This window comes from Nocardia albiluteola, assembly GCF_018860155.1.
GTDB classification, from domain to species: Bacteria; Actinomycetota; Actinomycetes; order Mycobacteriales; family Mycobacteriaceae; genus Nocardia; species Nocardia albiluteola.
In genome coordinates, this window is record NZ_JAHKNI010000013.1 from 261,220 (window position 1) to 287,178 (window position 25,959).

Genomic DNA, 25,959 nt, shown 5'->3' on the forward strand with positions numbered 1-25,959 from the left:
CGGGCTCCCAGCGCCCGGGGTTCGCGTGCATTCCGTTGCGCCGCATCGGAGGCGTCCAGCTCTGCCACCGCGCGAGGTATGTGGAGCGCACGCCGGACGTGGTACCGCACCGCAGATTCCACCCGCTCCGGCCGAATCGGCCGCAACCGGTTCAGGACTTCGTATATGCGGCGATCCAGGCGGGGAAGGCGGTGAGGTCGGCCAGCACGACATCAGCCCCCGCGTCCCGCAACTCGTGCGCGGCACACGGACCCGTGGCGACCGCGACGGAGTATGCCTCGGCGGCACGTGCGCCGCGCACGTCACCGGTGTGGTCGCCGACATAGATCCCGGCGCCGTGCTCGCGCAGCGCCTGCGCCTTGCGCTCGGCCCACAGATCCCCGACGACCACATCCGCGGGGATCTCGAGGTGCTTCAGATGCAGCTTGGCGTTCGACTCGAACTTCGCGGTGACCACGATCGCGCGGCCACCGGTGGCGTGCACGGCGTCGACCGCCGCGCGGGCACCCGGCATGGCCAGCGTTCCGGTGATCGCGTAGGCCGGGTACATCTCGCGATAGAGATCGACCATGGCCGGGATCTCGGCGGCGGGGAACCAGTTCGCCATCTCCTGCTCGAGCGGCGGGCCCAGGCGGGTGACCGCCAGATCGCAGTCGATGTAGACACCGGTGCGTTCGGACAGGGCCCGGTAGCAGTCGCGGATGCCGGGACGGGAATCGATCAGCGTCATATCCAGGTCGAAGCCGACCGTCAGCGTGCGGGGACTCATATCGCGCGCAAGCCCATCGGATTCGCGAAGCGCCCGACGCGGGCCACCGTGGTACGGCTCATCGCGATCGACGGCCGATCAGCCGGCGGGCTGGCAGGCGTCGCGCAGCGAGCACGCGCCGCAGGCATTGCCGCAGCCGCCGACCTCGGGCGCCGGGGCGAGCCGCGCGATGGCCTGCCCGGCCGCGTTCACGCCCGCACCGAGGGTGAACAGCGCGATCACCGCCGCCAGGACCGCGGCGGCGATCCCCGCGATCGGGCCGGCCAGCAGCGCGACCAGTCCACCCGCGATCAGCAGCAGCCCCGCACCGATCGATGTGGGCCCGGCCACCTTGTTGGCGAGCCGGTACGCCTCCTCGCTGCGCACGGCCTCCTCGGTATGCACGCCGAACAGACGATTGGGGGGCAGGGCGCCGGCCAGCCCGAGTACCCCGGTGACGACGGCCACCGCCGCCAGCACGAACAGGATCAATGCCACCACAAACACTTCGATGACGGTACTCGCGGCCCGGGCCCCCTCGCCTCCGGGCCCGCCGGATGTGATGCGGGCCATCGTTCGCCGGACCCGCGTCCGTCCGGGCGCACCGTCCCACCCTTCGCCCGGCGCCCCCTTTTTGGGGCTTGACGTGCGCACGCTCTACCCTGATGAGCAACGTTTACCCGGGGGATCGACCGGCAGAAGGCAGGAAAAGTGCAGGACGCTCGTGCAACCGAACCAACCGGCGCGGCCAGCGACGTGCCCGTGCACCGCTACGGCGCCGAACTGGCGGGGGCGATCGAACGCAAGTGGCAGGCGGCCTGGGAGGCGCGCGGCACCTTCCACGCGCCCAATCCGGTGGGCCCGCTGCGCGGGGAGATCCCGGCCGACAAGCTGTTCATCCAGGACATGTTCCCGTATCCGTCGGGCGCGGGCCTGCACGTGGGGCATCCGCTGGGCTACATCGCGACCGACGTCTTCGCCCGCTACCACCGCATGACCGGCCACAACGTCCTGCATGCCCTGGGCTACGACGCCTTCGGCCTGCCCGCCGAGCAGTACGCGGTGCAGACCGGTGCGCATCCGCGGGTGACCACCGAGTCGAACATCAAGACCATGCAGCGCCAGCTGGACCGACTGGGCCTGGGGCACGACCGGCGCCGCTCGTTCGCCACCACCGATCCCGAGTTCTACAAGTGGACGCAGTGGATCTTCCTGCGCATCTACAACGCCTGGTACGACACGGCGGTGAACTCCGCACGCCCGATCGCCGAGCTGGCGGCCGAATTCGAGGCCGGCACCCGGGAAACCCCCGACGGCCGCCCCTGGTCGCAGCTGAGCGCGTTCGAGCGCAACGAGGTGCTGGACTCCTATCGCCTGGTGTACCAGTCCGATTCGATTGTCAACTGGTGCCCGGGCCTGGGCACGGTGCTGGCCAACGAGGAGGTCACCGCCGACGGCCGCAGCGAGCGCGGCAACTTCCCGGTGTTCCGTAAGCGCCTGCGGCAGTGGATGATGCGCATCACCGCCTACTCCGACCGGCTGGTCGACGACCTGGATCTGCTGGACTGGCCCGACAACGTCAAGGCCATGCAGCGCAACTGGATCGGGCGTTCGCGGGGCGCGCAGGTGCGGTTCGAGGCCGACGGGGAGACCATCGAGGTCTTCACCACCCGGCCCGACACGCTGTTCGGCTCGACCTATGTCGTGCTGGCCCCCGAGCACGAGCTGGTGGACCGGTTGGTGGCCGCGCAGTGGCCCGAGGGCGTCGATCCCCGCTGGACCTACGGCGCGGCGAGCCCGGTCGAAGCCGTTGCGGCCTACCGCAAGTCGATCGCGGCCAAGTCGGATCTGGAGCGGCAGGAGAACAAGGAGAAGACCGGCGTCTTCCTGGGCGCGTACGCGGTCAATCCCGTCAACGGCAAGCAGGTTCCGGTCTTCATCGCCGACTACGTGCTGAGCGGCTACGGCACCGGCGCGATCATGGCGGTGCCCGGACACGACCAGCGCGACTGGGAGTTCGCGTCGGTCCTGGGCCTGCCCATCATCGAAGTCATTGCGGGCGGGGACATCTCGGCCGCCGCCTACGCCGGCGAGGGCACCCTGGTCAATTCGGACTACCTGAACGGCCTGGAGATCGAGGCGGCCAAGGCGAAGATCGTCGAGCAGCTGGAGGCGCAGGGCCACGGCCGCGGCACCATCCAGTACAAGCTGCGCGACTGGCTGTTCGCGCGGCAGCGGTACTGGGGCGAGCCCTTCCCGATCGTCTACGACGAGAACGGCCAGGCGCACGCGCTGCCGGATTCCCTGCTGCCGGTGGAGCTGCCGGAGGTGAAGGACTTCGCCCCGGTCACCTTCGACCCGGACGACGCCGCCTCCGAGCCCTCCCCACCGCTGGCCAAGGCCGCCGAATGGGTCACCGTCGAACTGGATCTGGGCGACGGGCCCAAGAAGTACCGCCGCGACACCAACGTGATGCCGCAGTGGGCGGGCAGCTCCTGGTATCAGCTGCGCTACACCGATCCGACCAACAGCGAGGCGTTCTGCGCGCCGGAGAACGAGCGCTACTGGGTGGGCCCGCGCCCGGCCGAGCACGGCCCGAGCGATCCGGGCGGGGTGGACCTGTACGTCGGCGGCGTGGAGCATGCGGTGCTGCACCTGCTGTACTCGCGGTTCTGGCAGAAGGTGCTGTTCGACCTGGGCGAGGTGTCCGGGCCGGAGCCGTATCGGCGCCTGTTCAACCAGGGCTACATCCAGGCCTTCGCGTACACCGACGCGCGCGGCACCTACGTGCCGGCCGCCGAGGTCGTCGAGCGGGACGGAAAGTTCTTCTGGGCCGGCGCTTCCGGCGTCGAGGAGGAGGTGTTCCAGGAGTACGGCAAGATCGGCAAGTCGCTGAAGAACGCCATCTCCCCCGACGAGATGTGCGATCTGTACGGCGCGGATACCTTCCGCTTCTACGAGATGGCGATGGGCCCGCTGGACACCTCGCGCCCCTGGGCGACAAAGGATGTCGTCGGCGCGCATCGCTTCCTGCAGCGCGCGTGGCGGCTGGTGGTGGACGAGGAGTCGGGCGCGATCCGGGTCAGCGACGCCGAGCCGTCGGGCGAGGCGCTGCGCCTGCTGCACAAGACGATTGCCGGCGTCTCCGACGATTACGCGAACCTGCGCGACAACACCGCCGGCGCGAAGCTGATCGAGCTGACCAACTTCCTGACCAAGAACTATCCCGAGGGCGCGCCGCGCGCGGTGGTCGAGCCGGTGGTGCTGATGCTGGCCCCGATGGCCCCGCACATCGCCGAGGAACTGTGGGAACGCCTGGGCCACACCGCCGCCCTGGCGCACGGCCCGTTCCCGGTCGCGGATCCGGCTCTGCTGGTGGAGGATTCGATCGAGTACCCGATTCAGGTCAACGGCAAGGTGCGCAGCCGCGTCAGCGTCCCCGCCGACGCCGACACCAAGGCCGTCGAGGATGCGGCGCTGGCCGATGAGAAGCTGCTGGAGTTCCTGGCGGGCAAGGCCCCACGCAAGGTCATCGTCGTCCCGGGACGCCTGGTGAACGTCGTCGCCTAGCTATCCAACCGCTGCCGGTCCGCCAGACGGGCGTGCGTTCGGCGGATTCTGTTTGCGCCCTGTGTCAGAGCTGCTTGACGTATTGGATGAACCCTCGGTTTTCGGCGACCTGATCGTAGAGGCGGCGGGCGGTGTGATTCGTTTCCTGGGTGTGCCAGTAGAGCCGCGAGCACTCCCGGCTTCGAGCCCAGTCTTCGACGGCCTGAATCAGTGCCCGCGCGACGCCCTTGCCGCGTGCCGCCGGCGCGGTGAACAGGTCCTGCAGATAGCAGACATCGGCCGTTGTGGTGCTGGCGTGCACGAGAAAGTGGGCGATGCCGACGAGGTTTCCATCGATGCGAGCACCGAAGGCATGCAGACGATCACCGGCCCGGAACTCCGCCCAGGCACGATCGGCCACCTGTGATGTCAGCTCACGCCCGTAGAAGATGTTGTAGCCCTCGAAAAGCTCTCGCCACACCCGATATTCCTCGGCTCGGAGAGCACTCACACTGATCACAACGATCACGCTAGCCGCGTCAACGGCTCGGCACCGGGTCATACAACCGGGCGACGACGTCGCCAGGTGGATGCGGCGGCACCCAGCCCGGCGATACGGAGATAGTGAGCACGTGCGCAAGTCACCGGGTACGCCCAGATGTCTTGTGGGCCCCCAACCGGCGGCCCGCACTTCAGATCTCGCGGCTCTTACTGGTGCGCTGAATCGAGAGGCGGGAGAGTGACGTCGTTCAGGGTGACCATCGACAGGTTGCGCTGCTTGATGATGTCGGTCATCTGGCTGTAGCACTGCATGACCGCGGGGTGGTTGGCGTGGCCGATGACGATCGCCTGCGGATTGAAGTACTGGCCCGCCATCTTGACCAGGTATTCCGGCGTGATGATCGAGGAATCCGACAGCGAGCCGTACCACATCGTCGGCACCGTGTAGCCCTGGTCGGCCGCGACGCGGTCGACCAGGGCGTCGTGATAGCCATAGGGCGGGCGGTAGAACGGCGTGCCGTCCACGCCGAAGGTGTTGCGCAGGAACGTCTTCGTGCGGCTCAGCTGATCGGCGACCCCCGCAGCGGACAGCCGCGTCAGTGCCGGGTGGTTCCACGTGTGGTTGCCCAGCTGGATCTGCCCGGAATCGACCAGGGGGCGCAACGCATCCCGGTGCGTCGTCCAGGACGGATAGGCCGCCGTGACGAAGAAGGTGAAGCGGGCGCCGGTGTCCTGGGCGAATTTGATGTACGCGCCCACGACGTCGGCATCGGCGCCGTCGTCGACGGTCAGTGCCAGATTGGTACCCGTGCCCGGCAGCTTGGTGATGGTGCCCGGCGCCAGGCGCGTCTTCGGCCCCGGCGGCGGGGGCGGGAGCAGCGTGGCCGCCTGCGGAAGCGGGGGCGATTGCCGTAGGTTCGGCGGCGGCGCCGGAACCCCGCGCGGAAAACGAGTGGACGGGTCCGGAAGGGGGTCGGCGTCGGCGGCACCGCCGCCGGTCAGGGCGGCCACGGTGCCCGCGGCGAGCAGCGTCAGCCACGTCCGCCTGCGCATTATCGGAGTCATGCTGTGGTGCTACTAACTGTGCAGGAAGGTCACTCGGGAACCCCTGCACCGTACCTTGCACGTGCGCCCGGCCGCAGCGCGTGCCGCCAAGTCTGCCCCGACTCGCCGGGCGGATGGGCACCCGGCGCGAAAACGTCCTTGCGGCAGGTATTTCGGACCTCAGCGTGCGATCGGCCGCAGCACGATCTCGGTCGGGTGGGCGTCGCGCGGGGTCTCGACGGCGGTGCGCACTGCCCGCGCGACCGTCTCGGGGGTGAGAAATTCCCCGGGCCGGTACTCCCGGCCCTCTCCTTCGACGATGTCGCGCTGCATATCGGTGTCGATGCGCCCGGGATGCACGGAGGTCACCCGCAGGTCCGGCTCCTCGAGACGCAGTGCGTCGGCGAAGGCCCGCAGGCCGAACTTGCTCGCGGCGTAGACTCCCCACCCCGCGTTCGCACGCAACCCGGCCCCCGAATTGATCAGCACCACATGTCCTTTGGCGGCGCGCAGCGCGGGCAGCAGCAGTCTGGTCAGCTCCGCGACCGCGATCAGGTTCGCCTCCAAGGTATTTCGCCACTGCTGCACCGAAGACTCTGCGATGTGGCCTAATTCGGCCACGCCCGCGTTGTGCACCAGCACGTCGAGCCGTCCGATCGGCGCCGCCGCGCGGGCGAGCGCGTCGTAGTCGGTCAGCTCGACGGGCCAGGGCCGCGCGCCTGGTAGCTGCGCCAGCACGCCGGCGAGCGAGTCGGCGGTGCGGGCGCCCAGCAGCAGTCCGTGCGTGGGCGCCAGTTCGCGGGCGATCGCCGCCCCGAGCCCGCGGCTCGCACCGGTGATCAGGGCTGTCGGTGTAGTCGTCGTGGTGGCGGGCGCAGTCATGGGCCCACGATAAACAACCCGTCTCAACCGGCTACCGCCGACGACCGGCCATTCCGAGTGCTACTCGGTACTCCAGGTGGGTGCGCCGTAGACCTTGAGTTTGTCGATGCCCTGATCGGCGGAGAACCCTATTCCGACGTATGAGTACTGCAGTGTCGCCCCGCACGACTCCGCTGCCTGGGCAAGGGCATCGACGGCCTGGGTGGTCCCGTGGTGCCGGGACGCGAGTTCGCGTACAAGCCCGGTCAGGTCGTTTTGCGCTGCACCCACGTCGAGTCCGAAGGCAGGGGCGCCGGAACCGCGTGCACACGAGACGAAGAAGTCGTATCGGTGGAGCTCGGCCGCGTCGGCGCCACACCGAACGAGCTCCGATAACACTTCCCAAGCCGGATCGCCGAAGTAGCGGACCAGCTTCATCGGCACGGCGACATCGTTGGACCGGGCCCTCAGGTAGAGCTTGTGGATCACTTCGCCGTGCGCGTCCACCTCGATCGTGGCAAAAGCAGGCCTGATGAGCTTCTCCTCGGCGGCTACAGACGCGAATTCTGTGAAGCCAGGCCATGTAGAGCACAACCGGTGCAGTGCCCCTGGCACTCTCAAGCCGCAATACATCTTGAGACGGGCCGCATGACGCGGCGTCGCGGCGTCATGCGCTACTCCTATCCATGTGGCGATGCGCGGCGGAACTTTCGTGGGATCGGGATACAACGTCGCGACGAATGACCGAAACAAGTCGACGACGGTCTCATCTCCCTTCGGCAACCATCTGACAAGATCCCGGATCGCGGCGAGTTGAGCGTCGGCGCGAGAGCTGATCTCCATGTTCTGCGTCGCGGTCTCGGTGGTATAGCGCAGGACAGGCATGAGCTTGCCGCGACCACCGGTCACACTGGCTTCGAACGGAGTACCGGACAAGGTCAGAAGGCTGGCTCGGTCTCCATCCGGCCGTTGTGCATCCAACTGCCCGCCGCAGGCCCGTTCCATCATGGCGCGGACGGTCGCTGGGTCACAACACAGCTCCAGCCGCTCAGCGAGGTCGACCAGGAATTCTCCGGCTGCCCCCATATCGACAATCTCCGATCCCCGTCAGGTAGGCAGAGCGGCCCGCACGAGCGGGAGGTGGGCGTTGACGTTTTCCAATCGGTGCTCGGCACGCAGCTGCGCAAGCCGATCCAGGTTGTTTCCGTACAGCCGCTCGGCCAACGCGCGGTCCAGGTTGTTGACGCCGTACAGATATGGACGCCCACCCAGCTCGCAACAGCGCTCCAACAGGTCGCGAAACACGCGCCGGGTGGCGGCTGTGGCGGTCGAATCGCGGCGGACCGAGGTGTAGACGCCCAGCCCGATCGAGGTGGGGGCGCTGCCGATCGGGGTGAATGCGAACGAGGTTGTGTCGGGCGGACGGCGCACGATCAGGATGTACAACATCGTGCGAATACCGTTCTGCGGAGCGCGGCACCGTAGTGCCTCCACGGCCGCGAGCATCGGCGCGAGCTGCCCGGCAGGCACGATGTAATCGGTCCAAAGACGCACGTGATCAGCGGACGGGACAACCGGCCGTGCGGTGTCAGGGTGGTTCTCGAACGGCAGATCGGGCACGATCGCGCAGTTCTCGTCGCCGCATCGCAGCGGACCGTTGCCGCGCCAACCTGTGGTGGAGAAGAGTTCGCCGCGGCGCATGGACGCGCAGTAGATGTCCACGTCGTCACGCTGTGCGATCCGTTCGGAGTGCTCGACGAGTTCAGTTGGTGTGGCATGGTATCGACGGTGCACGTGTGTGTCGCGGCAGTACGGCACGGTGCGCAGCACCGCCCGCTCGATCAGCCCGACCATGCCGAGCCCACCGAGTGCGAACCGGAACAGCTCCGGATGGTCGGTGCGCGAGCACCAGCGACTGATTCCCGTCCCGTCGATCAGCTGGATCCGTTCCACGTGGTCGACCTGCATGCCACACCGCACCGAGTTGATCCCGATGCCGCCGACGGACAGGGTGCCACCCACCGATGCATGCAGGTAGTCGGTGAGTACAGGGGTGGCTCTGCCCTGGCGGTTCAGGTATCGCTCCAGGCCGTACCAGCTGATTCCGGCAGGCACCTCGATCAGGCCGTCGCCGAGCTCGCGTATTTGCACGACCGCCGTATCCGGCGCGTAGGTGACGAGCAGTTCACCGTCGGTGACGGTCTGTCCGTCACAGGAATGGCCCGCACCGCGCAATGTCATCGGCCGACCGGAACCGAGCAGTGCGGAGGGAAATGCGGAGGGCATTCGATGCACGGCCCGAGGGACCGCGTGCCATAGACCGCCGAAGTCGGTGGCGAACTCGTCGATGGTGGACCTCGCGGGGGACTCTAGGGTCTCGCCGTCGGGAGACCGGCTTGAACTCGAGTATTATTCCTTCCCAATACCGGGAACTGCATGTGGCGAACCCTGGCGCATCCTGGAAGATCTATGAGAGAACTCCACCCGGACGTGCTCGCCGGACTGAGCCTCGCGCGCGAGCTGCGTTACCGCATCGCCGACATGCGTGAACGTGCGGACGCGATCGTGGCGCGTCGCCCGTCTCCGAGCGGACTGGTCATTCCTGAAGTCGACATGAGGGGGCAGCTGCGGGACCTGTATCTGGCGCCGGGTACCTGCGCCCGGTTCGACAATCAGCAATTGGCCGCCGAGATCGTGGCTGCCATTGCCGAGAGTACCGAGGATGCGCGGCGGCAATACCACATCGCCATGAACGACCCTGAAAACCTGCCTCGTCCGTTGTCGGAGGCCATGCGGGAATGGCGCTCCCGATCGGATGGCCGGCCCCCCAATTTTGGGAGGCCGGAAGAATGAATCCGAGTTGGCTGATGAATCCGAGTTAGCTGGCGGGAGGAATCAGACAAGCATGCCCGAACGATTGGTTGCCGACCCGAATGAGCTGCGCCGGATCGCCGCGCAGCACGGAGTGGCAGCGAAAAAACTCCGAGAGTGGGGTCAAATCCCGAAAGCTTGGCTCGAGGAATTCCCCGATACCTATGGTTCGATCGCCGATCCGATGCATGGGGCGCTGGTGGACTACTACAACAAGCGCCACGATCTCGCCGAACAAACCGCAACCAATCATGACCGGGCTCAGGACCAATTGCTCGCCTCGGCAACGGCACTCGAAGGCCAGGATGAGGCTGGTGGGTATCAGGTCGCTCAGGCGGGCGATTTCGGACACGGAGCCCCGTCAGGCGGTCCTACCCCCGGCGTACCGTCAGGCGGTCCTACCCCCGGCGTACCGTCAGGCGGTCCTACCCCCGGCGTACCGTCAGGCGGTCCTACCCCCGGCGTACCGATGGCCCCGCCGCTGCACGCCGGGCCGGATACACCGATGGCGAACAGCCCTCAGCCGGTGCAGCCTCCTGTAACCGGACTTCCCACTGCGGGTGCATCGGACGGGACGGCACGCTCCGAGCAGGTACCCCAGTTGCCGGCGACATCCGCGATTCCACGAACCGACGACATCTTGCCGGCCGGAGCCATTACACCGATCGGAGTCACGGTGCCCTCGGCCGGTGGTTCGGGTCTGGTCGGCGGAATGTCCGCACCACTGGCGACGGACGCGTATTCCGCTCCGGTTGCGGTTGCTCCGGTTGCCCCTATGGGGGCGAGCGCTGCCGCCCGGAGACCCATATCACTGGCGGTGGGCCCGTTCGCGGCGGCGGTCCATCCGACGCGGGACAGGCGAGCGCTACCGTCGTTCGTGGTAGGTGAGCGGGTTGAAGACGACCTGGCGCTTGCCCGCACCCTGCTCGCCGCGATTCTCGCCGCCGTGCGTGATTCGGCGCGCGGTGTGGAATGGGCGGTGGCGGTGGGGCGAGCCGCTGACGGACCCATCGTTATGCTGACCTCCACCGAGGGACCTGGCTGGCTGCCTCCCGGACTGTTCCTCCCCTTGGAGGTCGTCCTCCCGTGGCAGTGGTTCGCCCCCCGTGCTGCGGACCTGGAGGCGATCGCGGCATTGGAAGGAACCGCAGACCCGGCCCGAATGCTCGCCGAGTTCGGCTCCCTGGTGGCCCGCCGCAAAAATGTCTGGATCAGCGCCTTGGTGTCGTCTGCGGCAATCCCCGACGGCGTGCGCGCAGCGCTGCGTGGCGATACCGCCGTCGAGGAATGGGTCTCTCCCGCCGAGTCCGCCGTCGATTTCACCGCGCCCGGTCCCGGCCTGGTCGACCGGCTCGCGTTGGCCGGTTCGAGCGTGTCGCTGCACCAAGCAGCGACGGTGCCCGAAACGGAAATTCGAGCCAAATGCCTCGAGTTGGCGCGGGCCGCGGATGCGCGGGTCCGCGCCGCGGTCTCCGGCGTCGACGGGGAGACCGTAATCCGCCGTGCCAGGCGACAGCAGATCCTCCATGCGCTGCACGCCGGTTTGCCCGTACCGGTGAACTGGTGGGACCAGATGCGCGCCGCCGATGACATGACGGGGTCGGCGCTGTGGTCGCGGCGGGTGGACGTGTCCTTCGTTCCGGTCGGCAGAGTTCGCCCGGGTACAGCCACGGAAGCCTTGCGCGGCATGGTTTTCGAACGCCGTGCCGACGAACTGCTGCTCTTGCTCGCCGCGGGGGAACCCGACCGGCAGACTCTGCGCGATGTGCTCTACGCATACGGCCAGATAGCAGAGCACCCGATGTTGCCTGAGGCAGCGCGGGTAGTTCATGGCGTCAGCGTCGGGTCCAGCCACCTCGGCGGGGTTCCCCCGGCCATCGCCGAGTCGCTGAACGGTCCGGCGGGTTCCGAGGGTTCCAGCGAGCGGAGGAGAGGCTGATGGGTGACAGCGCAGATGACGTCGTCAAGCAGATAAAAAAGAACTACGACGCCGATGGCTGGGCCACTGGGCCCATGGGCTGGCAAGACGATGTCGGTTTCCAGGGTAACCAAGCAAAAGACTCCCTGGAGAAGCTGAACAATCTGGCGAAATCGAATCCTTACGAATTCCAGAAGGCCTTCGATCAACTGGTTAACTACTCACAGAAAGATACCTGGGGCGACAGCCAGGACGCCGTAGGAAAACAGCTCGCAGATAAGGGTCTGGCTGACCCTGGGCTCTCAGCGGAGTACAATCCGCTCCTGCAATCGCTTAGAGCCGGTAATACGGACGCTATCATGGCCACCAAGGAAGTGAGGGATGCGAAGGCGACGGTCGATGCAGCCAATCTGAAGGCGGCACAATTCGAGAAGTACGGGGATCAAATATCAGATGGGGACACGGCGAAGCATGCGTATCCCGTCAAACTATGGAAGCCGAAGGGCCGCAGTGCGGCACTCGACTCGCTGATCGACGACACCCAGTTCGCGATGCAATGGGATCTCGACACGCTCGGTGTCGGTAATCCGAAGGATAACCCCGGATTCGCCAACGTGCTCGACGGTGATCAGGTCGACACTGCAAGTGGCTGGTCGGACATCCGGGACGCGGCCAGTGATCTGCAGAGTAAGCTGAAACAAAGGGAGGATGACTACACCGGTAAACATAAAAAGGTTTCGGATCTCACATACGACTCCAAGATAACGGGCACCGATACGTTCAAGGGCCTTGTGGGCCTGGTTGGAGAACTCAACGATCGCCTCAAGTACGACCCTGCGAACGACACTTTTGGCACTAGGATAGATGGTGATACCATCTATGGCGGCCATTCCGGTGGTGGTACAACATCCGACATGGCGATCCCCTTCTACGAAAAGAACACGAAAGAAGGGACTACCGGCTACGGCGAGTGGTTCATGACCCCTCAAGTGGAAATGCAATACTACGTCTCCGCAATCCACACGGTAAAAGAAGAGTGGGATAAGAAATACGCGGAAGCGACCAAGAAATACCAGTGGCAGGCCGACCAGGTCGATCCCCCTGCGCCCACGCCCACGCCTGCGCCCACGCCTGCGCCCACGCCCACGCCCACGCCTGCGCCCACGCCTGCGCCCACGCCTGCGCCTGCGCCCACGCCTGCGCCTGCGCCTGCGCCTGCGCCCACGCCTGCGCCCACGCCCACGCCCACGCCGACTCCCACCCCCGCTCCCAGCCCCACCGACAACTACGGCGACCCCTACCTCGGCGATGTCCTCGGCGGCGATGTCCTCTTCGGCAAGGATTCGGGTGCGACCGGCGCCGATGGCGCCACGACCGGCTCGAACAGCGCGTTCATGTTCGGGATCAATTCGGCGATCAGCGGGCTCGAGAACATCGAGGCCGAAGGCATCACGAGCGGCTCGAACAGCCCGTTCATGTTCGGGATCAATTCGGCGATCAGCGGGCTCGAGAACGTCGAGTCGGCAACGAACGCGACGCAGGCCGGGTACAACACGGGCAGCGGCGGCGGTTGGCCGGGTTTCGGCGGCGGTATGGATATCGCGGCCTACGCGGGCACAACCGGACAGCCCACGGCGGGCAGTCCGCGGGTCTCGGTCGCTCCCGGTAATGACCAAGACCCGAACAGCCCGCACCTGCAGACTGGTGAGGTAGCGCAGTGGGCGAATCGACGCGCGATTGCCGCGGTGGAGCCCTCGGGTCTGCACGACATCATCAACGGCGAACTCGTGCCGCACAACCCGCCCGATGGCGGCACCGGCGGTTACGGCGAGTTCCAGGGATTCTCCCACCCGAGCGGCGCCGATCTGGACAACTCCGCGCAGCAGCAACAGCCAGCCGCGCCGACCGCGCCCGGGGTCACCGCGGCGCCGACGACGCCGGCGGCCCCGGCCGCGGTGCCCCCGCCGACGACGATCTGACATGGCACTGCGGTCCCCCTGAAATTCGAAAGGGGACCGCAGTGGTCCGGATGCAAGTCGACCGGTGCCGGGGCGGTCGTCGCCGCAACGGCGCCGTGCGGCGCCGACGCGCAAGCAAGTCCACAGATGGAATCCGGTTCGCACCAGGCCAATTGCGGCCGGGCGCGGATCGGGGTGTGGGTGCCACCCCGGACCGCACACCTCACCGACGACCGACCGCGATGCACGCCGGATCGCTCTCCCGTTCTACCGCTGCACCCCGCTCTTCTTCGCTGGCCCCGGCCCGACCGAGGGGACCATCAGACCGCGTCATTCAGCCCCGTCCTACACACGTCGGACGGATTCTTGACGAGTAGATGGCAAATGGATGCAGATCACACGGTACTGTCGACACTATGACCTGCGGCTATGCGTCCAGGGGCACATGGGTAACTCACCGGGTACGCCCAGAACTCGAGCGGGTAGTCAGCCGCCGCCCCGCACGCAGATCTCGCAGCACCCACTGGTGCGCTGAGGCGCGGAGAGGCGGGGAGTTGAACGGCGGCTTCACTCCTACACAGCTGGCAGCCCGGGCCGCCTATCTGCTGCGCGGCAACGACCTGGGGGTTATGACCAGCGCCGCTCCCAAGCTGTATCCGCACATGTGGAGCTGGGACGCGGCATTCGTCGCCGTCGGTCTGGCGCCGCTGAGCGTGGAGCGTGCCGTGGTCGAGCTCGACACCCTGCTGTCGGCGCAGTGGAAGAACGGGATGATCCCGCACATCGTGTTCGCCAACGGCGTGGACGGCTACTTCCCGGGCCCCGCGCGCTGGGAGTGCCGCCGCCTGGCCGCGAACTCCCCCGACGGCCCGGATACCTCCGGCATCACCCAGCCGCCCGTCCACGCCATCGCGGTGCAGCGCATCCTGGACCATTCGCGCCGGCACGGCCGCAGCACCCGCGCGAGCGCCGAGGCATTCCTGGATCGCCGCTGGCCGGATCTGATGCGCTGGCATCGCTGGCTCGCCAACGCGCGCGACCCGAAGCAGAACGGCCGCATCACGCTGTACCACGGCTGGGAATCGGGGATGGACAATTCGCCCCGCTGGGATCGCGCCTACGAGAATGTCGTGCCCGGCGAGCTGCCGCCCTACGAGCGCGCCGACATCGCGCTGGTGGACCCCGCACAGCGGCCCACCGATCGCGAATACGATCGCTACCTCTGGCTCGTCGAGCAGATGCGCCGATGTGGATACGACGATTTCCAACTGGCCTCGACCATGAGCTTCGCTGTGGAGGATGTGTTCGTCACCGCGATCTTCGCGCTGGCCTGCGAGGTGCTGGCCGGGATCGGCGAGGACTACCGGCTGCCCCGCGCCGACGTGCGCGAGCTGTACGAATGGGCGGACTACTTCCGCGCCGGCGTGGTCGCCACCACCGATCCCCGCTCGGGCGCGGCCCGCGATTTCGACCTGCGCCTGGGCGAGTGGATCGAGACCGACACCCTGGCGATCTTCGCGCCGCTGCTGTGCGGCGGGCTGCCCCGCGACGCCGAGCGCAGCCTGCTGCGGACCTTCGAGGGCCCGCGGTTCTGCGGACACCCCGACCTGCGGTACGCGTTGCCGCCCTCTACCTCGCCGGTGTCGCGGGACTTCCGGCGGACCGAATACTGGCGTGGTCCGGTATGGCCGGTGATGAGCTGGCTGTTCTCCTGGGTGTTCGCCCGCCGCGGCTGGGCCGAACGGTCGCTCATGCTGCGGTCGGAGGGACTGCGCCAGGCCGCCGACGGCAGTTTCGCCGAGTACTACGACCCGTTCTCCGGGGAGCCGCTGGGCAGCATGCAGCAGTCCTGGACGGCGGCCTCGGTGCTCGACTGGCTCGGTTGAGACACGCCGGGCCGGGCGGATTCCCGGCCATTCCCCTGAACAGCGCACCTGCGGCAATCATTCGCAATAGATCACAGTCGAGACTGTGGTCACAACTTCACCGCCCGCATACTCTCGTAACCATGTATCGACGCACTATCGCTGGCTCGAACGTTCGTCGCTCGCCCTTGTCCATCGCGGCACTGGCCGCAGTGGGCGTACTTTCAGCTACCGGCATGGCCGCGGCCGACGTCACCGGGCCGGACGTCTCGTCCTGGCAGCACGTGGACGGCCGGTTCATCAACTGGTTCGCCGTGCGCGGCTCGGGCCAGAGCTTCGCCATGCTCAAGGCCACCGAGGGCCTGGACTATGCGAACCCCTACTTCGTCCAGGACAGCCTGCTGATGCGCGCGGCCGGGGTGGCCCGCGGGACGTACCACTTCGCCCGGCCCGCGCTGCCGCCGGAACCGCAGGCCGCGTTCTACGCCGCGGCGGTGCTGGGCCAGAACGGACCGCTGGATCTGCCTCCGGTGCTCGATCTGGAGAATTCGGGCGGGCTGCCCCCGGCCGCGCTCATCGACTGGACCCACCGGTACCTCAACACCGTGCAGGCGCTCACCGGACGGGTGCCGATCGTCTACACCTATCCCCGCTTCTGGCGCACGGCCATGGCGAATTCGAATCAGTTCACCGGGTATCCGCTGTGGATCGCCGACTACAGCGGCCATCCACAGCCCGATGTCCCAGGCGGCTGGCCGACCTGGACGTTCTGGCAGACAACCGATTCCGCCAGGGTTCCCGGTATCGGCGGTGGCACCGATGTCAACGTCTACAGCGGCGCACAGGGCGACTTCGTCCGGTACGCGCATATCCCGTCGCTCGGCAGCAGCTGAGCGGAGCGCGCGGGCGGGTCCGTACCCGGACAGGGTGCGGACCCCGCGGCGCCGGGGGCCGGCCCGCGGCGGTCAGTGCTCGTCGTAGTGGCCGTTGTGCGCGGCGTGCCGGTGGCCGTCGTGGATGTAGTCCACATGGTCGCCATGCGGTACGCCGACGTGTCCACAGCCCTCGCCGTGCACGTGGTCGTGCGCGCCGTGCTCGGTATGACCGGCCGGTTCGCACTCGTCGAAGTGGCCGTCGTGCTCGCGGTGCAGATGCCCGTCGTGGACGAAGTCGACGTGGTCGCCGTGCGGAACCGAGACGTGTCCGCATCCCTCGCCGTGCACATGGTCGTGATCGCCGTGCGTCGCGTGTGCTGTAGTCATCGAACTGCCTTCCTTCCGCAAGGAGGATGGATACGATGCCGACGACATTACATCAACACATTCGCATTGATCCAGGTCAGACCGGGTGACAGACCGTGAATACGACCTTGTTCACAACACCTGGGACAGGAACTGCCGCAGCCGCGGAGTCTGCGCGTCGTCGAAGATCTTCTCCGGAGCACCCGATTCGACGAGCTGTCCCTGATCCATGAACATGACGGCGTCGGAAACCGAACGGGCGAACCCCATTTCGTGGGTCACCACGATCATCGTCATACCGCCCGAGGCCAGATCCGACATCAGCGAGAGCACTCCCTTGACCAACTCCGGATCCAGCGCGGAGGTGGCCTCGTCGAAGAGCATCAGCTCGGGCTTCATCGCCAGCGCCCGCGCGATCGCGACCCGCTGCTGCTGACCGCCGGAGAGGTTGGCGGGCCGGGTGTCCGCGCGCGCCGCGAGGCCGACGGTCTCGAGCTGTTCCAGAGCCACCGTGCGGGCCGCCTCCCGCGACAGCCCACGCAGCTTGCGCGGCCCCAGCGCCACATTGTCCGCGACGCTCATGTGCGGGAACAGATTGAAGTGCTGGAACACCATGCCGATGCGCTGGCGCAGCCGGTCCGGATCCTCTTTCAGCACCGAGACGCCGTCGATCAGCACGTCGCCGGAATCGGGTTCGTGCAGCCGGTTCAGCACGCGCAGCAGGGTGGACTTGCCCGAACCCGAGGGCCCGATGACGGTGGTGGTCTTGCCGGCGTCGACGTGGATGTCGACACCGCGCAGCACTTTATTGCGCCCCAGCGTCAGATGCAGTCCGGTACCGGTGAGCGAGGAGCTGGTCCGAGTGGTTTCGGTCATGCTTCATGCCCTTCCGTGGCGGCGGCCGGTTCGATGGATTCGGTGGCCTTGTCGGCGCGGCCGGTGCGCAGCCGATGATCGATGTAGTTCACCAGATGTGTCAGCGGGATGGTCATCAGGAGGTAGACCAGGCCCGCGGCCACCAGCGGCGACAGATTGCCCGTCTGCGCGTTGAGATCCCGGCCCACCGCGAACAGCTCGCGCTGGGTGGACAGCAGACCCAGGAAGTAGATCAGCGACGAGTCCTTGATCAGCACGATGAACTGATTCATCAACGCGGGCAAGACCCTTCGCACACCCTGGGGTATGACGACCAGCGTCATGGACTGGCGGTACCGGAACCCGAGCGCGCGGGCGGCCTCCATCTGCCCCGCCTCCACGGACTGGATGCCCGAGCGGAAGATCTCCCCGATGTAGGCCGAGGCCAGCAGCGCCAGCGCCACCGCACCGAGCCAGTACGGGTTGTTCCCTGTGACGCTCTTGACGATCGGGCCGATGCCCAGGCCGATGACCAGGATGGTCACCACCGCGGGCAGCCCGCGGAAGATATCGGTGTACACCCGCGCCGGCCACCGCAACCAGCGGGTCCGGGAAATCCCGGCCACCGCGAGCAGCAGGCCCAGAATCGTGCCGAGCACACCCGAAACCAGCGCCAGGATCAGCGTATTCGGCAGGCCGGTCTTGAACAGATCGGGAAAAGCCTTGCCGTACAGGGACCAGGTGAAGAAGGTGTCCCGCAGCTGCGCCAGGGTCGACTTGGGCGCCGCCTGCTTCACATGCGCGGAATGATGTTCGGCCGCGATCTTGTCGAAGTCGGGCACCTGCGGCATGGGCGCGGCCTTGGAGCCCGGCTTCCAGCCCGGCGGGAAGGGCCGCGGCTCCCACTGGGAGTAGATCTTGGCGTAGGTGCCGTCGGCGATCACCGCGTCCAGCCCGGCGTTCAGCGCATCGGTCAGCGGCTGATTGCCCTGGCGCACCGCATATCCGACGAAGTTGGACAGGCTGAAGGTGTTCTGCACCACCGCGGCCGGATCGCCCGGCCGGATCGCCCCCGCGGCCTGCCCCGACGGCGCCACCCAGGCGTCGATCTGGCCGGTCTTCAGATTGGCGTACGCGGTATTGAAGTCCGGGAAGGTGACCGGGTCCAGGTGCAGCGTGTTGACCACGTACTCGTCCTGTACAGTGCCCTGCACCACGCCGATCCGGATGCCCGAGCGCAGATCCGAAAAGCCGTGCAGGGCACTGCCGCTCGGCACCACCAGGGAGAAGTAGCCGAAGTCGTAGCCGTTGGTGAAGTCCACCAGTTTGCGGCGCGCGTCGGTGGCGGTGATGCTCGCCGCGCCGACGTCGAAGCGCCGGTTCGCGACACCCGCCAGCAGGCCCGAGAATTCGGTGCCCGAGAACTGCACCTGCAGATGGAGTTTCGCGCCGATCGCCTTCAGCAGCTCGTTGTCGATGCCGGTGAAGCCGCCCTGGGAGTTCACGCACACGCTGGGCGGGGCGTCCGACAGCGTGCCCACACTGAGCACTCCGGGAGTGACCAGCCCCAGCGCCGAGGTGTCGATCTGATCCAGCGGAACCGTCGTCGCGGTGGTGTACTGGTCGATCCCCGCGGTCGCGCCGGCCGCCAGATTCTTCGGTGCGGCGGAAGCGAAGTCCACGCCTGGCGGCGAGCACAGGTTCCGGCTCGGCGTGGAATTGCCGCTGCCCCCGCTCGAGCAGGCGGCCACGAACATCAGACTGACAAGCGATATCACCGCGAACAGCGCGCGGGACCGCGATACCGGCATACGGGCCATACCACAGGACAGTAAACCCGCCACGCGTCCGGTAGGCCCGCAATGGCTGGGAAGTATTGCGGCCCATCACGCTCCGCGCCCCTCGGTGACGACGGCCTGGTCGACCGGATCAATGGGATCGATCGCCTGCTCCGCGCGTCCGGTACGCAGGCGCCGGTCGATGTAGTTCACCAGATGCGTCAGGGGAATCGTAAGCAGCAGATACACCAACCCCGCGGCCACCAGCGGCGACAGATTACCGGTCTGCGCGTTCAGGTCCCGGCCCACTGCGAACAGCTCGCGCTGCGTGGACAGCAGACCCAGGAAGTAGATCAGCGACGAATCCTTGATCAACGCGATGAACTGATTCATCAACGCGGGCAACACCCTTCGCACACCCTGCGGGATCACCACCAGCGTCATCGACTGCCGGTACCCGAATCCGATGGCCCGGGCCGCCTCCAGCTGCCCGGCCTCCACGGACTGGATACCCGAGCGGAAGATCTCCCCGATGTAGGCCGAGGCCAGCAGCGCCAGCGCCACCGCACCGAGCCAGTACGGATTGTTCCCGGTCAGCCCCTTGACCACCGGGCCGATGCCCAGGCCGATCAGCAGGATGATCACCACGGCGGGCAGCCCGCGGAAGATATCGGTGTACACCCGCGCCGGCCACCGCAGCCAGCGGGTGCGGGAAATACCCGCCACCGCCAGCACCATGCCCAGAATCGTGCCGAGCACACCCGAAACCAGCGCCAGGATCAGCGTATTCGGCAGGCCGGTCTTGAACAGATCGGGAAAAGCCTTGCGGTACAGGGACCAGTCGAAGAAGGTCTCGCGCAGCTGGGCCAGCGTCGACTTGGGCGCGGCCTGGGAGGCGCCGGTGCCCTTGTGCGCGGCGGCGATCGCGGCGAAGTCGGGCAGCTGCGGCATGGGCGCGGCCTTGGAGCCCGGCTTCCAGCCCGGCGGGAGCGTCCGCGGCTCCCAGTCGGAATACAGCTTGGCGTACGTGCCGTCGGCGATCACCGCGTCCAGCCCGGCATCGAGGGCGTCGATCAACGGCTGATTGCCCTGGCGCACCGCCCAGGCGGTGAAGTTGTCGAGGCTGAAGGTGTTCTGCGCGATCGAGACCGCGTCACCGGGTTTGATCGTGCCGGTGGCCTGTGCCGAAGGCGCGACCCAGGCGTCGATCTGACCGGACTTCAGGCTGGCGTAGGTGGTGTTGTAGTCCGGGAACTTGACCGGATCGATGTGCAGCGTGTTCGAGACGTACTCGTCCTGCACCGAGCCCTGCACCACGCCGATGCGCAGCCCGGGATGCAGGTCCGAAAAGCCGTGCAGGGCACTGCCGTTCGGGACTACCAGGGAGAAATAGCCGAAGTCGTAGCCGTTGGTGAACGCGACCAGCTGCCGGCGGGCATCGGTGGTCGTGATGCTCGAGGAGCCGACGTCGAAGCGCCCGTTCGCGACCTGCGCCAGCAGGCCCGAAAATTCGGTACCCGAAAACTGCACCCGGAGATGGAGCTTCGCGCCGATCGCCTTCAGCAGCTCGTTGTCGAAGCCGGTGTAGGTCCCCGCGGAGTTCACGCAGATGCTCGGCGGCGCGTCCGAGAGCGTGCCGACGCTCAGGGTGCCCGGGGTCAGCAGCCCGAGCTTGGTCACATCGATCGAGTCCAGCGGCGGGGCCGTCGCCGTCGTGAAGCGGTCCACGCCCGCCGACGCCCCGGAGGCCAGATTGGTCGGGGCCGCCGAGGCCGACGCCACACCCGGCGGCGAGCACAGGTCCCGGCTTGCCGGTGAATTGCTGTGATCGGAGCCACAGCCCGCCACGAGCAGCAATGGCGCGACAAGAAGCATCGCGACCAGCGCGTGGTTTCGGAATCGGGACAAACGGGCCATGGCAGCAAACATTAGCCCGGTCCTTCGCGTACGAGGGTGGCGCGGGCACGGATCGTCGAGCACGGCAGCCAATCATCCGGATCCGCGGCCCGGGCGGGAACACATGCGATCAGCGTGATTCGAGTTGTCGCGGCCTCGCGCACGCGGGAACCGGGCTCCGGCGGATTGCTACAGTTTCAGGCAGATGGACGATCAACCGGACGACGGGCGGGCCGCACCCACCCGCAGAGACCTCGCCGCGATGCTCGCGCCGCTGGCCCAGGGCTTCGCGGCGGCCGAGCTGCCGATCCTGCGCGCCCACGACCTGACCATGTGGGCCTACGTCGTCCTGATCACGCTGGCGGACAACCCGATCCGCAGCCAGGCCCGCCTGGCCGCCGCGACCGGGGCGGACAAGACCCGCATCATCCCGATCCTGGACGACCTGCAGGCCCGCGGCCTGATCGATCGCTACCCCGACCCGGCCGACCGCCGCGTGCATCTGCTGGCGCTCACCGACGAGGGGCTGCGCCTGTGCCGCGCCGCACAGGCGCAGATCCAGCGGCACGAGGAGCAGGTGCTGGCCCGCATCGACCCCGCCGACCGCGCCGGACTCCTGCGCGCACTCGAGGCACTGACCGCGCTGCCGCCCGAGGAGATCACCGGCGAACACGAATCACCGACAACTTCGTAGACGAAGCGCCGCAATCACTCAGCCCGCGCGATGCGTCGCCAACGAAACCACCGACGCGCCCAGCGGCGAAGCACCTCCGTCCGGCTGGAACTCGCCCGCGAAGCGACAGGCTGAGCAAGTAGACCCGCAGGCTTTCGACGCGGCCCGTCATTCGGGTGCCACTGCGCCGCGACGACGGCCCGATTACGCAACCACCGACGAGCCCAACGACGAAGCGCCTCCATCCGGCTGGAACTCGCCCGCGAAGCGACAGGCATAGCAAGTAGACCTACAGGTTTTTCGGCGCGGCCCGTCGTTCGGGTGCCGCAGCGCAGGCAACGAAGGAGCGAGCAGCGGTGCCCGAACGACGAGCCCATCCGGGGATGGTGAGCCGGCGGAGGCGGCGAGGTGGGTAGGTCCTGTACGCCGAAAAACAGCCGGAGCGAAGCGGAGGCAGAAGATGCAGCTCAGGCGATACCCGCGACGGATTCCGGATTGAACTCGTCGCGCCAGCGGATCGCCTCCTCCACGACGCTCAGGTCGTAGTCGGGCCCGCCGGAACCGACGGTGAACATCGTCACGCCCGCGGCGACCAGCGCCGGGGCCGCCTCGACACCCGGCCAGTCCACCGACCGCTCGATGGCGGCGGGATCGGTGCCGGCGACCGCGCAGTGGTCGGCCAGGATCTTCGACTTGTGCTCGAGCACATCGAGTTTGGCGAAGGTGTGCCAGATGTCGGCGTACTCGGCGACCAGCCGCAGCGTCTTGCGCTCACCGCCGCCGCCGATCAGGATCGGAATGTCGCGCAGCGGTTGGGGATTGAGCTTGCCCAGCCGCGCGGTCAGGCGCTCCATGTATTCCTTCAGCAGCGCCAGACGCGTTCCGGGCGTACCGAATTCGTAGCCGTACTGGTCGTAGTCCTTCTGGAACCAGCCCGCGCCGATGCCCAGGATCAGGCGGCCGCCGGAGATGTGGTCGACGGTGCGGGCCATATCGGCGAGCAGGTCCGGGTTCCGGTATCCGCCGCCGCTGACCAGCGCGCCCAGCTGCACCCGCTCGGTCTGCTCGGCGATCGCGCCGAGCATGGTCCAGCACTCGAAGTGGGCGCCCTCGGGGTCGCCGTACAGCGGATAGAAATGATCCCAGTTGAAGACGACGTCCACACCCGCGTCCTCGGCGCGGCGCACGGCGTCGCGGATGAGGTCGTACCTGGGTGCGTGCTGTGGCTGGAGCTGAACGCCGATGCGAACTGGTCGAGTCATGGGTGTGCTTCTCCTGGAGGATGGGCTGTGGAGACTATCGGTGACCAACACCGAGGCTACCTCCGCTGCACGATCCCGACCTTTCACCTCACACACGCACCGCCCGACCAGTAGGATTCGAGCCTGCGGCACCGCCGCCACCACCCTCTACTCGGATCGTCCGGCACGTTCCTGCCGGTGAAGGGATGATTTCTCATGGCCACGGTCACCTTCGACCATGCGACCCGCCTGTACCCGGGCGCCACCAAACCCGCCGTCGACGCGCTGAACCTGGAGATCGCCGACGGCGAATTCCTGGTCCTGGTCGGCCCGTCCGGCTGCGGCAAGTCGACCTCGCTGCGCATGCTCGCCGGGCTCGAGGATGTCGACGGCGGTCGCATCCTGATCGGCGAGAACGACGTCACCAATGCCGAACCCAAGCAGCGCGATATCGCGATGGTGTTCCAGAACTACGCGCTCTACCCGCACATGACCGTCGCGGAGAACATGGGTTTCGCGCTGAAGATGGCCAAGGTCGCCAAGGCGGAGAAGGAGAAGCGGGTGCTCGAGGCCGCGAAACTCCTGGACCTGGAGCAGTATCTGGACCGCAAGCCCAAGGCGCTGTCCGGCGGTCAGCGCCAGCGCGTGGCGATGGGCCGCGCGATCGTGCGCCAGCCGCAGGTCTTCCTGATGGACGAGCCGCTGTCCAACCTGGACGCCAAGCTGCGCGTGCAGACCCGCACCCAGATCGCGCAGCTGCAGCGGCGCCTGGGCACCACCACCGTCTACGTCACGCACGACCAGGTCGAGGCGATGACCATGGGCGACCGGGTCGCGGTGCTCAAGGACGGCATCCTGCAGCAGTGCGCGACCCCGCGCGATCTGTACCGGAATCCGGCCAACCTGTTCGTCGCGGGATTCATGGGCTCGCCCGCGATGAACCTGTTCACGCTGCCCCTGAAGGACGGCACGGTCAGCATCGGCGGGCACGCGCTGCCGGTGCCGCGGTCGGTCTCCGACGCCGCCGACGGCACCGTCGTGGTCGGCATCCGGCCCGAGCACTTCGAATTCACCGGCGGCGACGCGGGCATCGCGATGGAGGTGGACGTGGTCGAGGAGCTGGGCTCGGACGCCTACGTCTACGGCCGTGCCGTCGGTGAAAACGGTTCGGGCACCGGCGAAAGCATCGTCGCGCGCGTCGACTGGCGCAATCCTCCCGCCAAGGGCGAGAAGCTCTCGCTCACCGCGGACGGGGAGCACATCTACTTCTTCGAGCCCTCGGACGGCAAGCGCCTCAACTGATTTCCTCTCCCGGCCGGGCCGGCCCCGCGCGGCCGGTCCGGTCGCGGCAATCCGAAACGAGCGCCCGCCGCAACGGCATACCGCGCCCGGGAACCGGTGTCAGTCCCGCGGCCGCCGCCAGGCCTTGTTGAGGCGAATGCGCAGATCGTCCACGGGGACTTCGCGTCCCGCGGCGCTGCGGATCTCCACCCGGACCGGATCGTCGGTACCGTTCTCGACCCGCTCCAGCGGCGGGATGCCGTCCTGCAGGTACGCATCGCCCCACTGCCACAGCGCGAGGACCACCGGGAGCGCGTCCTGCCCCATCTCGGTCAGCACGTACTCGTTGCGAGTGCGTTTGCCCTCTTCCCGATAGGGCCGTTTGCGGAGCAGGCCGGCGGCGGTGAGCCTGCGCAGCGCGGCGGCCGCGGCGGCATCGGTGATGCCGACACGCTCGGCGAATCCGTCGAAGCGCGTGGTGCCGTACATCGCCTCGCGCAGGATCAGGATCGCCGAGCGCGTGCCGACGACGTCGAGCGCCTTGACGATCGAGCAGTGATCGGGCTTCCACGAACGCAGATCGCGCAACGGACCTTCCAGCACAACGGGCATGACGCACATCATACAACTCTGACTTGTGGCGAGTATTGCCAGCTTCTAATCTGACTATAGAGGAAGTTAGTTAGGCCGCGGAGCGGCGGCCGACCGAAGGGAATCGCCATGAGAGACGCAGTGATCGTCGAGGCCGTGCGCACCCCGATCGGAAAGGGCAAGCCCACCGGCGGCCTGCATCAGGTGCATCCGGTGGACCTGCTGGCGCACAGCCTGCGCGAGGTGGTCGAGCGCAGCGGCATCGACCCGGTGCTGATCGACGATGTGATCGGTGGTGTCGTCACCCAGGTCGGCGAGCAGGCCGCCAACCTCACCCGCCGGGCCGCGCTGGCCGCCGGATACCCCGAATCGGTGCCCGCCACGACGGTCGACCGGCAGTGTGGCAGCAGCCAGCAGGCCATCGCCTTCGCCGCACAGGGCGTTATCGCCGGCGCGTACGACGTCGTGGTCGCCGCCGGACTGGAGTCGATGAGCCGGGTACCGATGGGCGCCAACCTGATCGGGGCGGACGACATCGGCGGCGTGGCGTTCGCCGAGCGCTATCCGGAAGGCCTGGTGCCACAGGGCATCAGCGCGGAACTGATCGCGGCGCGCTGGAACATCGGCCGTACGGCCATGGACGAATTCTCCCTGTCCAGCCACGAAAAGGCCGCGGCGGCAACGAAGAACGGATCCTTCGCGGCGGAACTCGCGCCGCTGGACGGACTCGCCACGGACGAGGGCATCCGCATCGGCAGCACGCTGGAGACGCTGGGCGCGCTGCGCCCGGCCTTCTACAGCCCCGAGTACGCCGCCCGCTTCCCGCAGATCGGCTGGAATGTGACCGCTGCCAACGCCAGTCAGATCAACGACGGCAGCGCCGCGGTGCTGATCATGACCGGCGAGCGGGCCGCACAACTGGGCCTGCGGCCGCTGGCGAGGCTGCACAGCTTCTCCGTCGCCGGCGACGATCCGCTGCTGATGCTGACCGCCGTGATTCCCGCGACCCGGAAGGTGTTGCAGCGCAGCGGCCTGAGTCTGGCGGACATCGATCTGTTCGAGGTCAACGAGGCCTTCGCGTCGGTGGT

At 67.5% G+C, this 25,959-nt stretch carries 22 protein-coding genes; 9 read left to right on the forward strand and 13 right to left on the reverse strand.

What is annotated here, in order from left to right; translation table 11 throughout:
* Positions 1 to 151: 151 nt before the first annotated feature.
* Both KO481_RS32575 and KO481_RS32580 read right to left on the reverse strand, forming a co-directional pair.
* Positions 152 to 769, reverse strand: a complete 618-nt coding sequence (locus tag KO481_RS32575; RefSeq protein WP_215922305.1) for an HAD family hydrolase — start codon at positions 767 to 769, stop codon at positions 152 to 154.
* A gap of 78 nt (positions 770 to 847) precedes the next feature.
* Positions 848 to 1,255 (reverse strand): SdpI family protein, encoded by a 408-nt coding sequence (locus KO481_RS32580; protein ID WP_215922306.1) that lies wholly within the window; start codon positions 1,253 to 1,255, stop codon positions 848 to 850.
* A 204-nt stretch (positions 1,256 to 1,459) separates the two neighbouring features.
* Between KO481_RS32580 and leuS the strand changes: the two genes are divergently transcribed.
* Positions 1,460 to 4,318 (forward strand): leucine--tRNA ligase, encoded by a 2,859-nt coding sequence (gene leuS / locus KO481_RS32585; protein ID WP_215922307.1) that lies wholly within the window; start codon positions 1,460 to 1,462, stop codon positions 4,316 to 4,318.
* Positions 4,319 to 4,382: 64 nt separating this feature from the next.
* On the opposite strand, the gene KO481_RS32590 is transcribed toward leuS, so the two are convergent.
* The 5 genes from KO481_RS32590 to KO481_RS32610 form a co-directional block, all read right to left on the reverse strand.
* Positions 4,383 to 4,817 (reverse strand): GNAT family N-acetyltransferase, encoded by a 435-nt coding sequence (locus KO481_RS32590; RefSeq protein WP_215922308.1) that lies wholly within the window; start codon positions 4,815 to 4,817, stop codon positions 4,383 to 4,385.
* A gap of 188 nt (positions 4,818 to 5,005) precedes the next feature.
* Positions 5,006 to 5,863, reverse strand: a complete 858-nt coding sequence (locus tag KO481_RS32595; RefSeq protein ID WP_245401790.1) for a polysaccharide deacetylase family protein — start codon at positions 5,861 to 5,863, stop codon at positions 5,006 to 5,008.
* A 159-nt stretch (positions 5,864 to 6,022) separates the two neighbouring features.
* Entirely contained in the window at positions 6,023 to 6,724 is a 702-nt protein-coding gene (locus KO481_RS32600) for an SDR family oxidoreductase (RefSeq protein WP_215922309.1), read from the reverse strand.
* A 60-nt stretch (positions 6,725 to 6,784) separates the two neighbouring features.
* Entirely contained in the window at positions 6,785 to 7,789 is a 1,005-nt protein-coding gene (locus tag KO481_RS32605; RefSeq protein WP_215922310.1) for a hypothetical protein, read from the reverse strand.
* Positions 7,790 to 7,810: 21 nt separating this feature from the next.
* Positions 7,811 to 8,944 (reverse strand): FAD-binding protein, encoded by a 1,134-nt coding sequence (locus tag KO481_RS32610; RefSeq protein WP_215922311.1) that lies wholly within the window; start codon positions 8,942 to 8,944, stop codon positions 7,811 to 7,813.
* A 228-nt stretch (positions 8,945 to 9,172) separates the two neighbouring features.
* On the opposite strand from KO481_RS32610, the gene KO481_RS32615 reads away from it, so the two are divergent.
* From KO481_RS32615 to KO481_RS32635, 5 genes are all read left to right on the forward strand, one after another.
* On the forward strand, positions 9,173 to 9,556 hold the full coding sequence (locus tag KO481_RS32615) for a hypothetical protein (RefSeq protein WP_215922312.1): 384 nt from the start codon (positions 9,173 to 9,175) through the stop codon (positions 9,554 to 9,556).
* Between the two features lie 52 nt (positions 9,557 to 9,608).
* The gene (locus tag KO481_RS45080; RefSeq protein ID WP_215922313.1) at positions 9,609 to 11,513 is read left to right on the forward strand and encodes a type VII secretion target; all 1,905 of its coding nucleotides are present in this window, start codon (positions 9,609 to 9,611) and stop codon (positions 11,511 to 11,513) included.
* A complete protein-coding gene (locus KO481_RS32625; protein WP_215922314.1) occupies positions 11,513 to 13,471 on the forward strand; it encodes a hypothetical protein in 1,959 nt (652 codons plus the stop codon). Before KO481_RS45080 ends, KO481_RS32625 begins: the two co-directional genes overlap by 1 nt.
* A gap of 533 nt (positions 13,472 to 14,004) precedes the next feature.
* Complete coding sequence (gene ggh / locus KO481_RS32630) at positions 14,005 to 15,336, forward strand: glucosylglycerate hydrolase (RefSeq protein WP_215922315.1); 1,332 nt, start codon at positions 14,005 to 14,007, stop codon at positions 15,334 to 15,336.
* A 122-nt stretch (positions 15,337 to 15,458) separates the two neighbouring features.
* Positions 15,459 to 16,208 carry a glycoside hydrolase family 25 protein gene (locus KO481_RS32635; RefSeq protein WP_215922316.1) on the forward strand — a complete coding sequence of 250 codons (750 nt, stop codon included), beginning with the start codon at positions 15,459 to 15,461 and terminating at the stop codon, positions 16,206 to 16,208.
* 72 nt (positions 16,209 to 16,280) lie between these two features.
* Here KO481_RS32635 and KO481_RS32640 read toward each other — a convergent pair whose 3' ends face one another.
* From KO481_RS32640 to KO481_RS32655, 4 genes are all read right to left on the reverse strand, one after another.
* Positions 16,281 to 16,577, reverse strand: coding sequence for a hypothetical protein (locus KO481_RS32640; RefSeq protein ID WP_215922317.1), 297 nt, complete (start codon positions 16,575 to 16,577; stop codon positions 16,281 to 16,283).
* A gap of 111 nt (positions 16,578 to 16,688) precedes the next feature.
* Entirely contained in the window at positions 16,689 to 17,432 is a 744-nt protein-coding gene (locus KO481_RS32645; RefSeq protein ID WP_215922318.1) for an amino acid ABC transporter ATP-binding protein, read from the reverse strand.
* Positions 17,429 to 19,231, reverse strand: a complete 1,803-nt coding sequence (locus KO481_RS32650; RefSeq protein ID WP_215922319.1) for an ABC transporter substrate-binding protein/permease — start codon at positions 19,229 to 19,231, stop codon at positions 17,429 to 17,431. The genes KO481_RS32645 and KO481_RS32650 overlap by 4 nt, the downstream gene beginning before the upstream one ends.
* 66 nt (positions 19,232 to 19,297) lie before the next feature.
* Complete coding sequence (locus tag KO481_RS32655) at positions 19,298 to 21,106, reverse strand: ABC transporter substrate-binding protein/permease (RefSeq protein WP_372452156.1); 1,809 nt, start codon at positions 21,104 to 21,106, stop codon at positions 19,298 to 19,300.
* A 184-nt stretch (positions 21,107 to 21,290) separates the two neighbouring features.
* On the opposite strand from KO481_RS32655, the gene KO481_RS32660 reads away from it, so the two are divergent.
* Positions 21,291 to 21,779: a MarR family winged helix-turn-helix transcriptional regulator gene (locus tag KO481_RS32660; RefSeq protein ID WP_215922321.1), complete on the forward strand. Its 489-nt coding sequence runs from the start codon at positions 21,291 to 21,293 to the stop codon at positions 21,777 to 21,779.
* Positions 21,780 to 22,225: 446 nt separating this feature from the next.
* Here the strand turns inward: KO481_RS32660 and KO481_RS32665 are convergent, their stop codons facing one another.
* Positions 22,226 to 23,020 (reverse strand): LLM class F420-dependent oxidoreductase, encoded by a 795-nt coding sequence (locus tag KO481_RS32665; RefSeq protein WP_215922322.1) that lies wholly within the window; start codon positions 23,018 to 23,020, stop codon positions 22,226 to 22,228.
* Between the two features lie 195 nt (positions 23,021 to 23,215).
* Between KO481_RS32665 and KO481_RS32670 the strand changes: the two genes are divergently transcribed.
* The gene (locus KO481_RS32670) at positions 23,216 to 24,301 is read left to right on the forward strand and encodes an ABC transporter ATP-binding protein (protein WP_215922323.1); all 1,086 of its coding nucleotides are present in this window, start codon (positions 23,216 to 23,218) and stop codon (positions 24,299 to 24,301) included.
* Positions 24,302 to 24,400: 99 nt separating this feature from the next.
* On the opposite strand, the gene KO481_RS32675 is transcribed toward KO481_RS32670, so the two are convergent.
* Entirely contained in the window at positions 24,401 to 24,892 is a 492-nt protein-coding gene (locus KO481_RS32675; protein WP_245401793.1) for a winged helix-turn-helix transcriptional regulator, read from the reverse strand.
* Between the two features lie 108 nt (positions 24,893 to 25,000).
* On the opposite strand from KO481_RS32675, the gene KO481_RS32680 reads away from it, so the two are divergent.
* On the forward strand, positions 25,001 to 25,959 hold a 959-nt coding region (locus KO481_RS32680; protein WP_215922325.1), incomplete at its 3' end, for a thiolase family protein.

Bases quoted from the DNA above. Each gene is read 5' to 3' on its own strand.
- KO481_RS32575 (WP_215922305.1), bottom strand. From the start codon at position 769: ATGAGTCCCCGCACGCTGACGGTCGGCTTCGACCTGGATATGACGCTG.
- KO481_RS32595 (WP_245401790.1), bottom strand. From the start codon at position 5,863: ATGACTCCGATAATGCGCAGGCGGACGTGGCTGACGCTGCTCGCCGCG.
- KO481_RS32600 (WP_215922309.1), bottom strand. From the start codon at position 6,724: ATGACTGCGCCCGCCACCACGACGACTACACCGACAGCCCTGATCACC.
- KO481_RS32605 (WP_215922310.1), bottom strand. From the start codon at position 7,789: ATGGGGGCAGCCGGAGAATTCCTGGTCGACCTCGCTGAGCGGCTGGAG.
- KO481_RS32610 (WP_215922311.1), bottom strand. From the start codon at position 8,944: ATGACATTGCGCGGTGCGGGCCATTCCTGTGACGGACAGACCGTCACC.
- KO481_RS32615 (WP_215922312.1), top strand. From the start codon at position 9,173: ATGAGAGAACTCCACCCGGACGTGCTCGCCGGACTGAGCCTCGCGCGC.
- KO481_RS45080 (WP_215922313.1), top strand. From the start codon at position 9,609: ATGCCCGAACGATTGGTTGCCGACCCGAATGAGCTGCGCCGGATCGCC.
- KO481_RS32625 (WP_215922314.1), top strand. From the start codon at position 11,513: ATGGGTGACAGCGCAGATGACGTCGTCAAGCAGATAAAAAAGAACTAC.
- KO481_RS32635 (WP_215922316.1), top strand. From the start codon at position 15,459: ATGTATCGACGCACTATCGCTGGCTCGAACGTTCGTCGCTCGCCCTTG.
- KO481_RS32640 (WP_215922317.1), bottom strand. From the start codon at position 16,577: ATGACTACAGCACACGCGACGCACGGCGATCACGACCATGTGCACGGC.
- KO481_RS32645 (WP_215922318.1), bottom strand. From the start codon at position 17,432: ATGACCGAAACCACTCGGACCAGCTCCTCGCTCACCGGTACCGGACTG.
- KO481_RS32650 (WP_215922319.1), bottom strand. From the start codon at position 19,231: ATGGCCCGTATGCCGGTATCGCGGTCCCGCGCGCTGTTCGCGGTGATA.
- KO481_RS32655 (WP_372452156.1), bottom strand. From the start codon at position 21,106: ATGGCCCGTTTGTCCCGATTCCGAAACCACGCGCTGGTCGCGATGCTT.
- KO481_RS32660 (WP_215922321.1), top strand. From the start codon at position 21,291: ATGGACGATCAACCGGACGACGGGCGGGCCGCACCCACCCGCAGAGAC.
- KO481_RS32665 (WP_215922322.1), bottom strand. From the start codon at position 23,020: ATGACTCGACCAGTTCGCATCGGCGTTCAGCTCCAGCCACAGCACGCA.
- KO481_RS32670 (WP_215922323.1), top strand. From the start codon at position 23,216: ATGGCCACGGTCACCTTCGACCATGCGACCCGCCTGTACCCGGGCGCC.
- KO481_RS32675 (WP_245401793.1), bottom strand. From the start codon at position 24,892: ATGCCCGTTGTGCTGGAAGGTCCGTTGCGCGATCTGCGTTCGTGGAAG.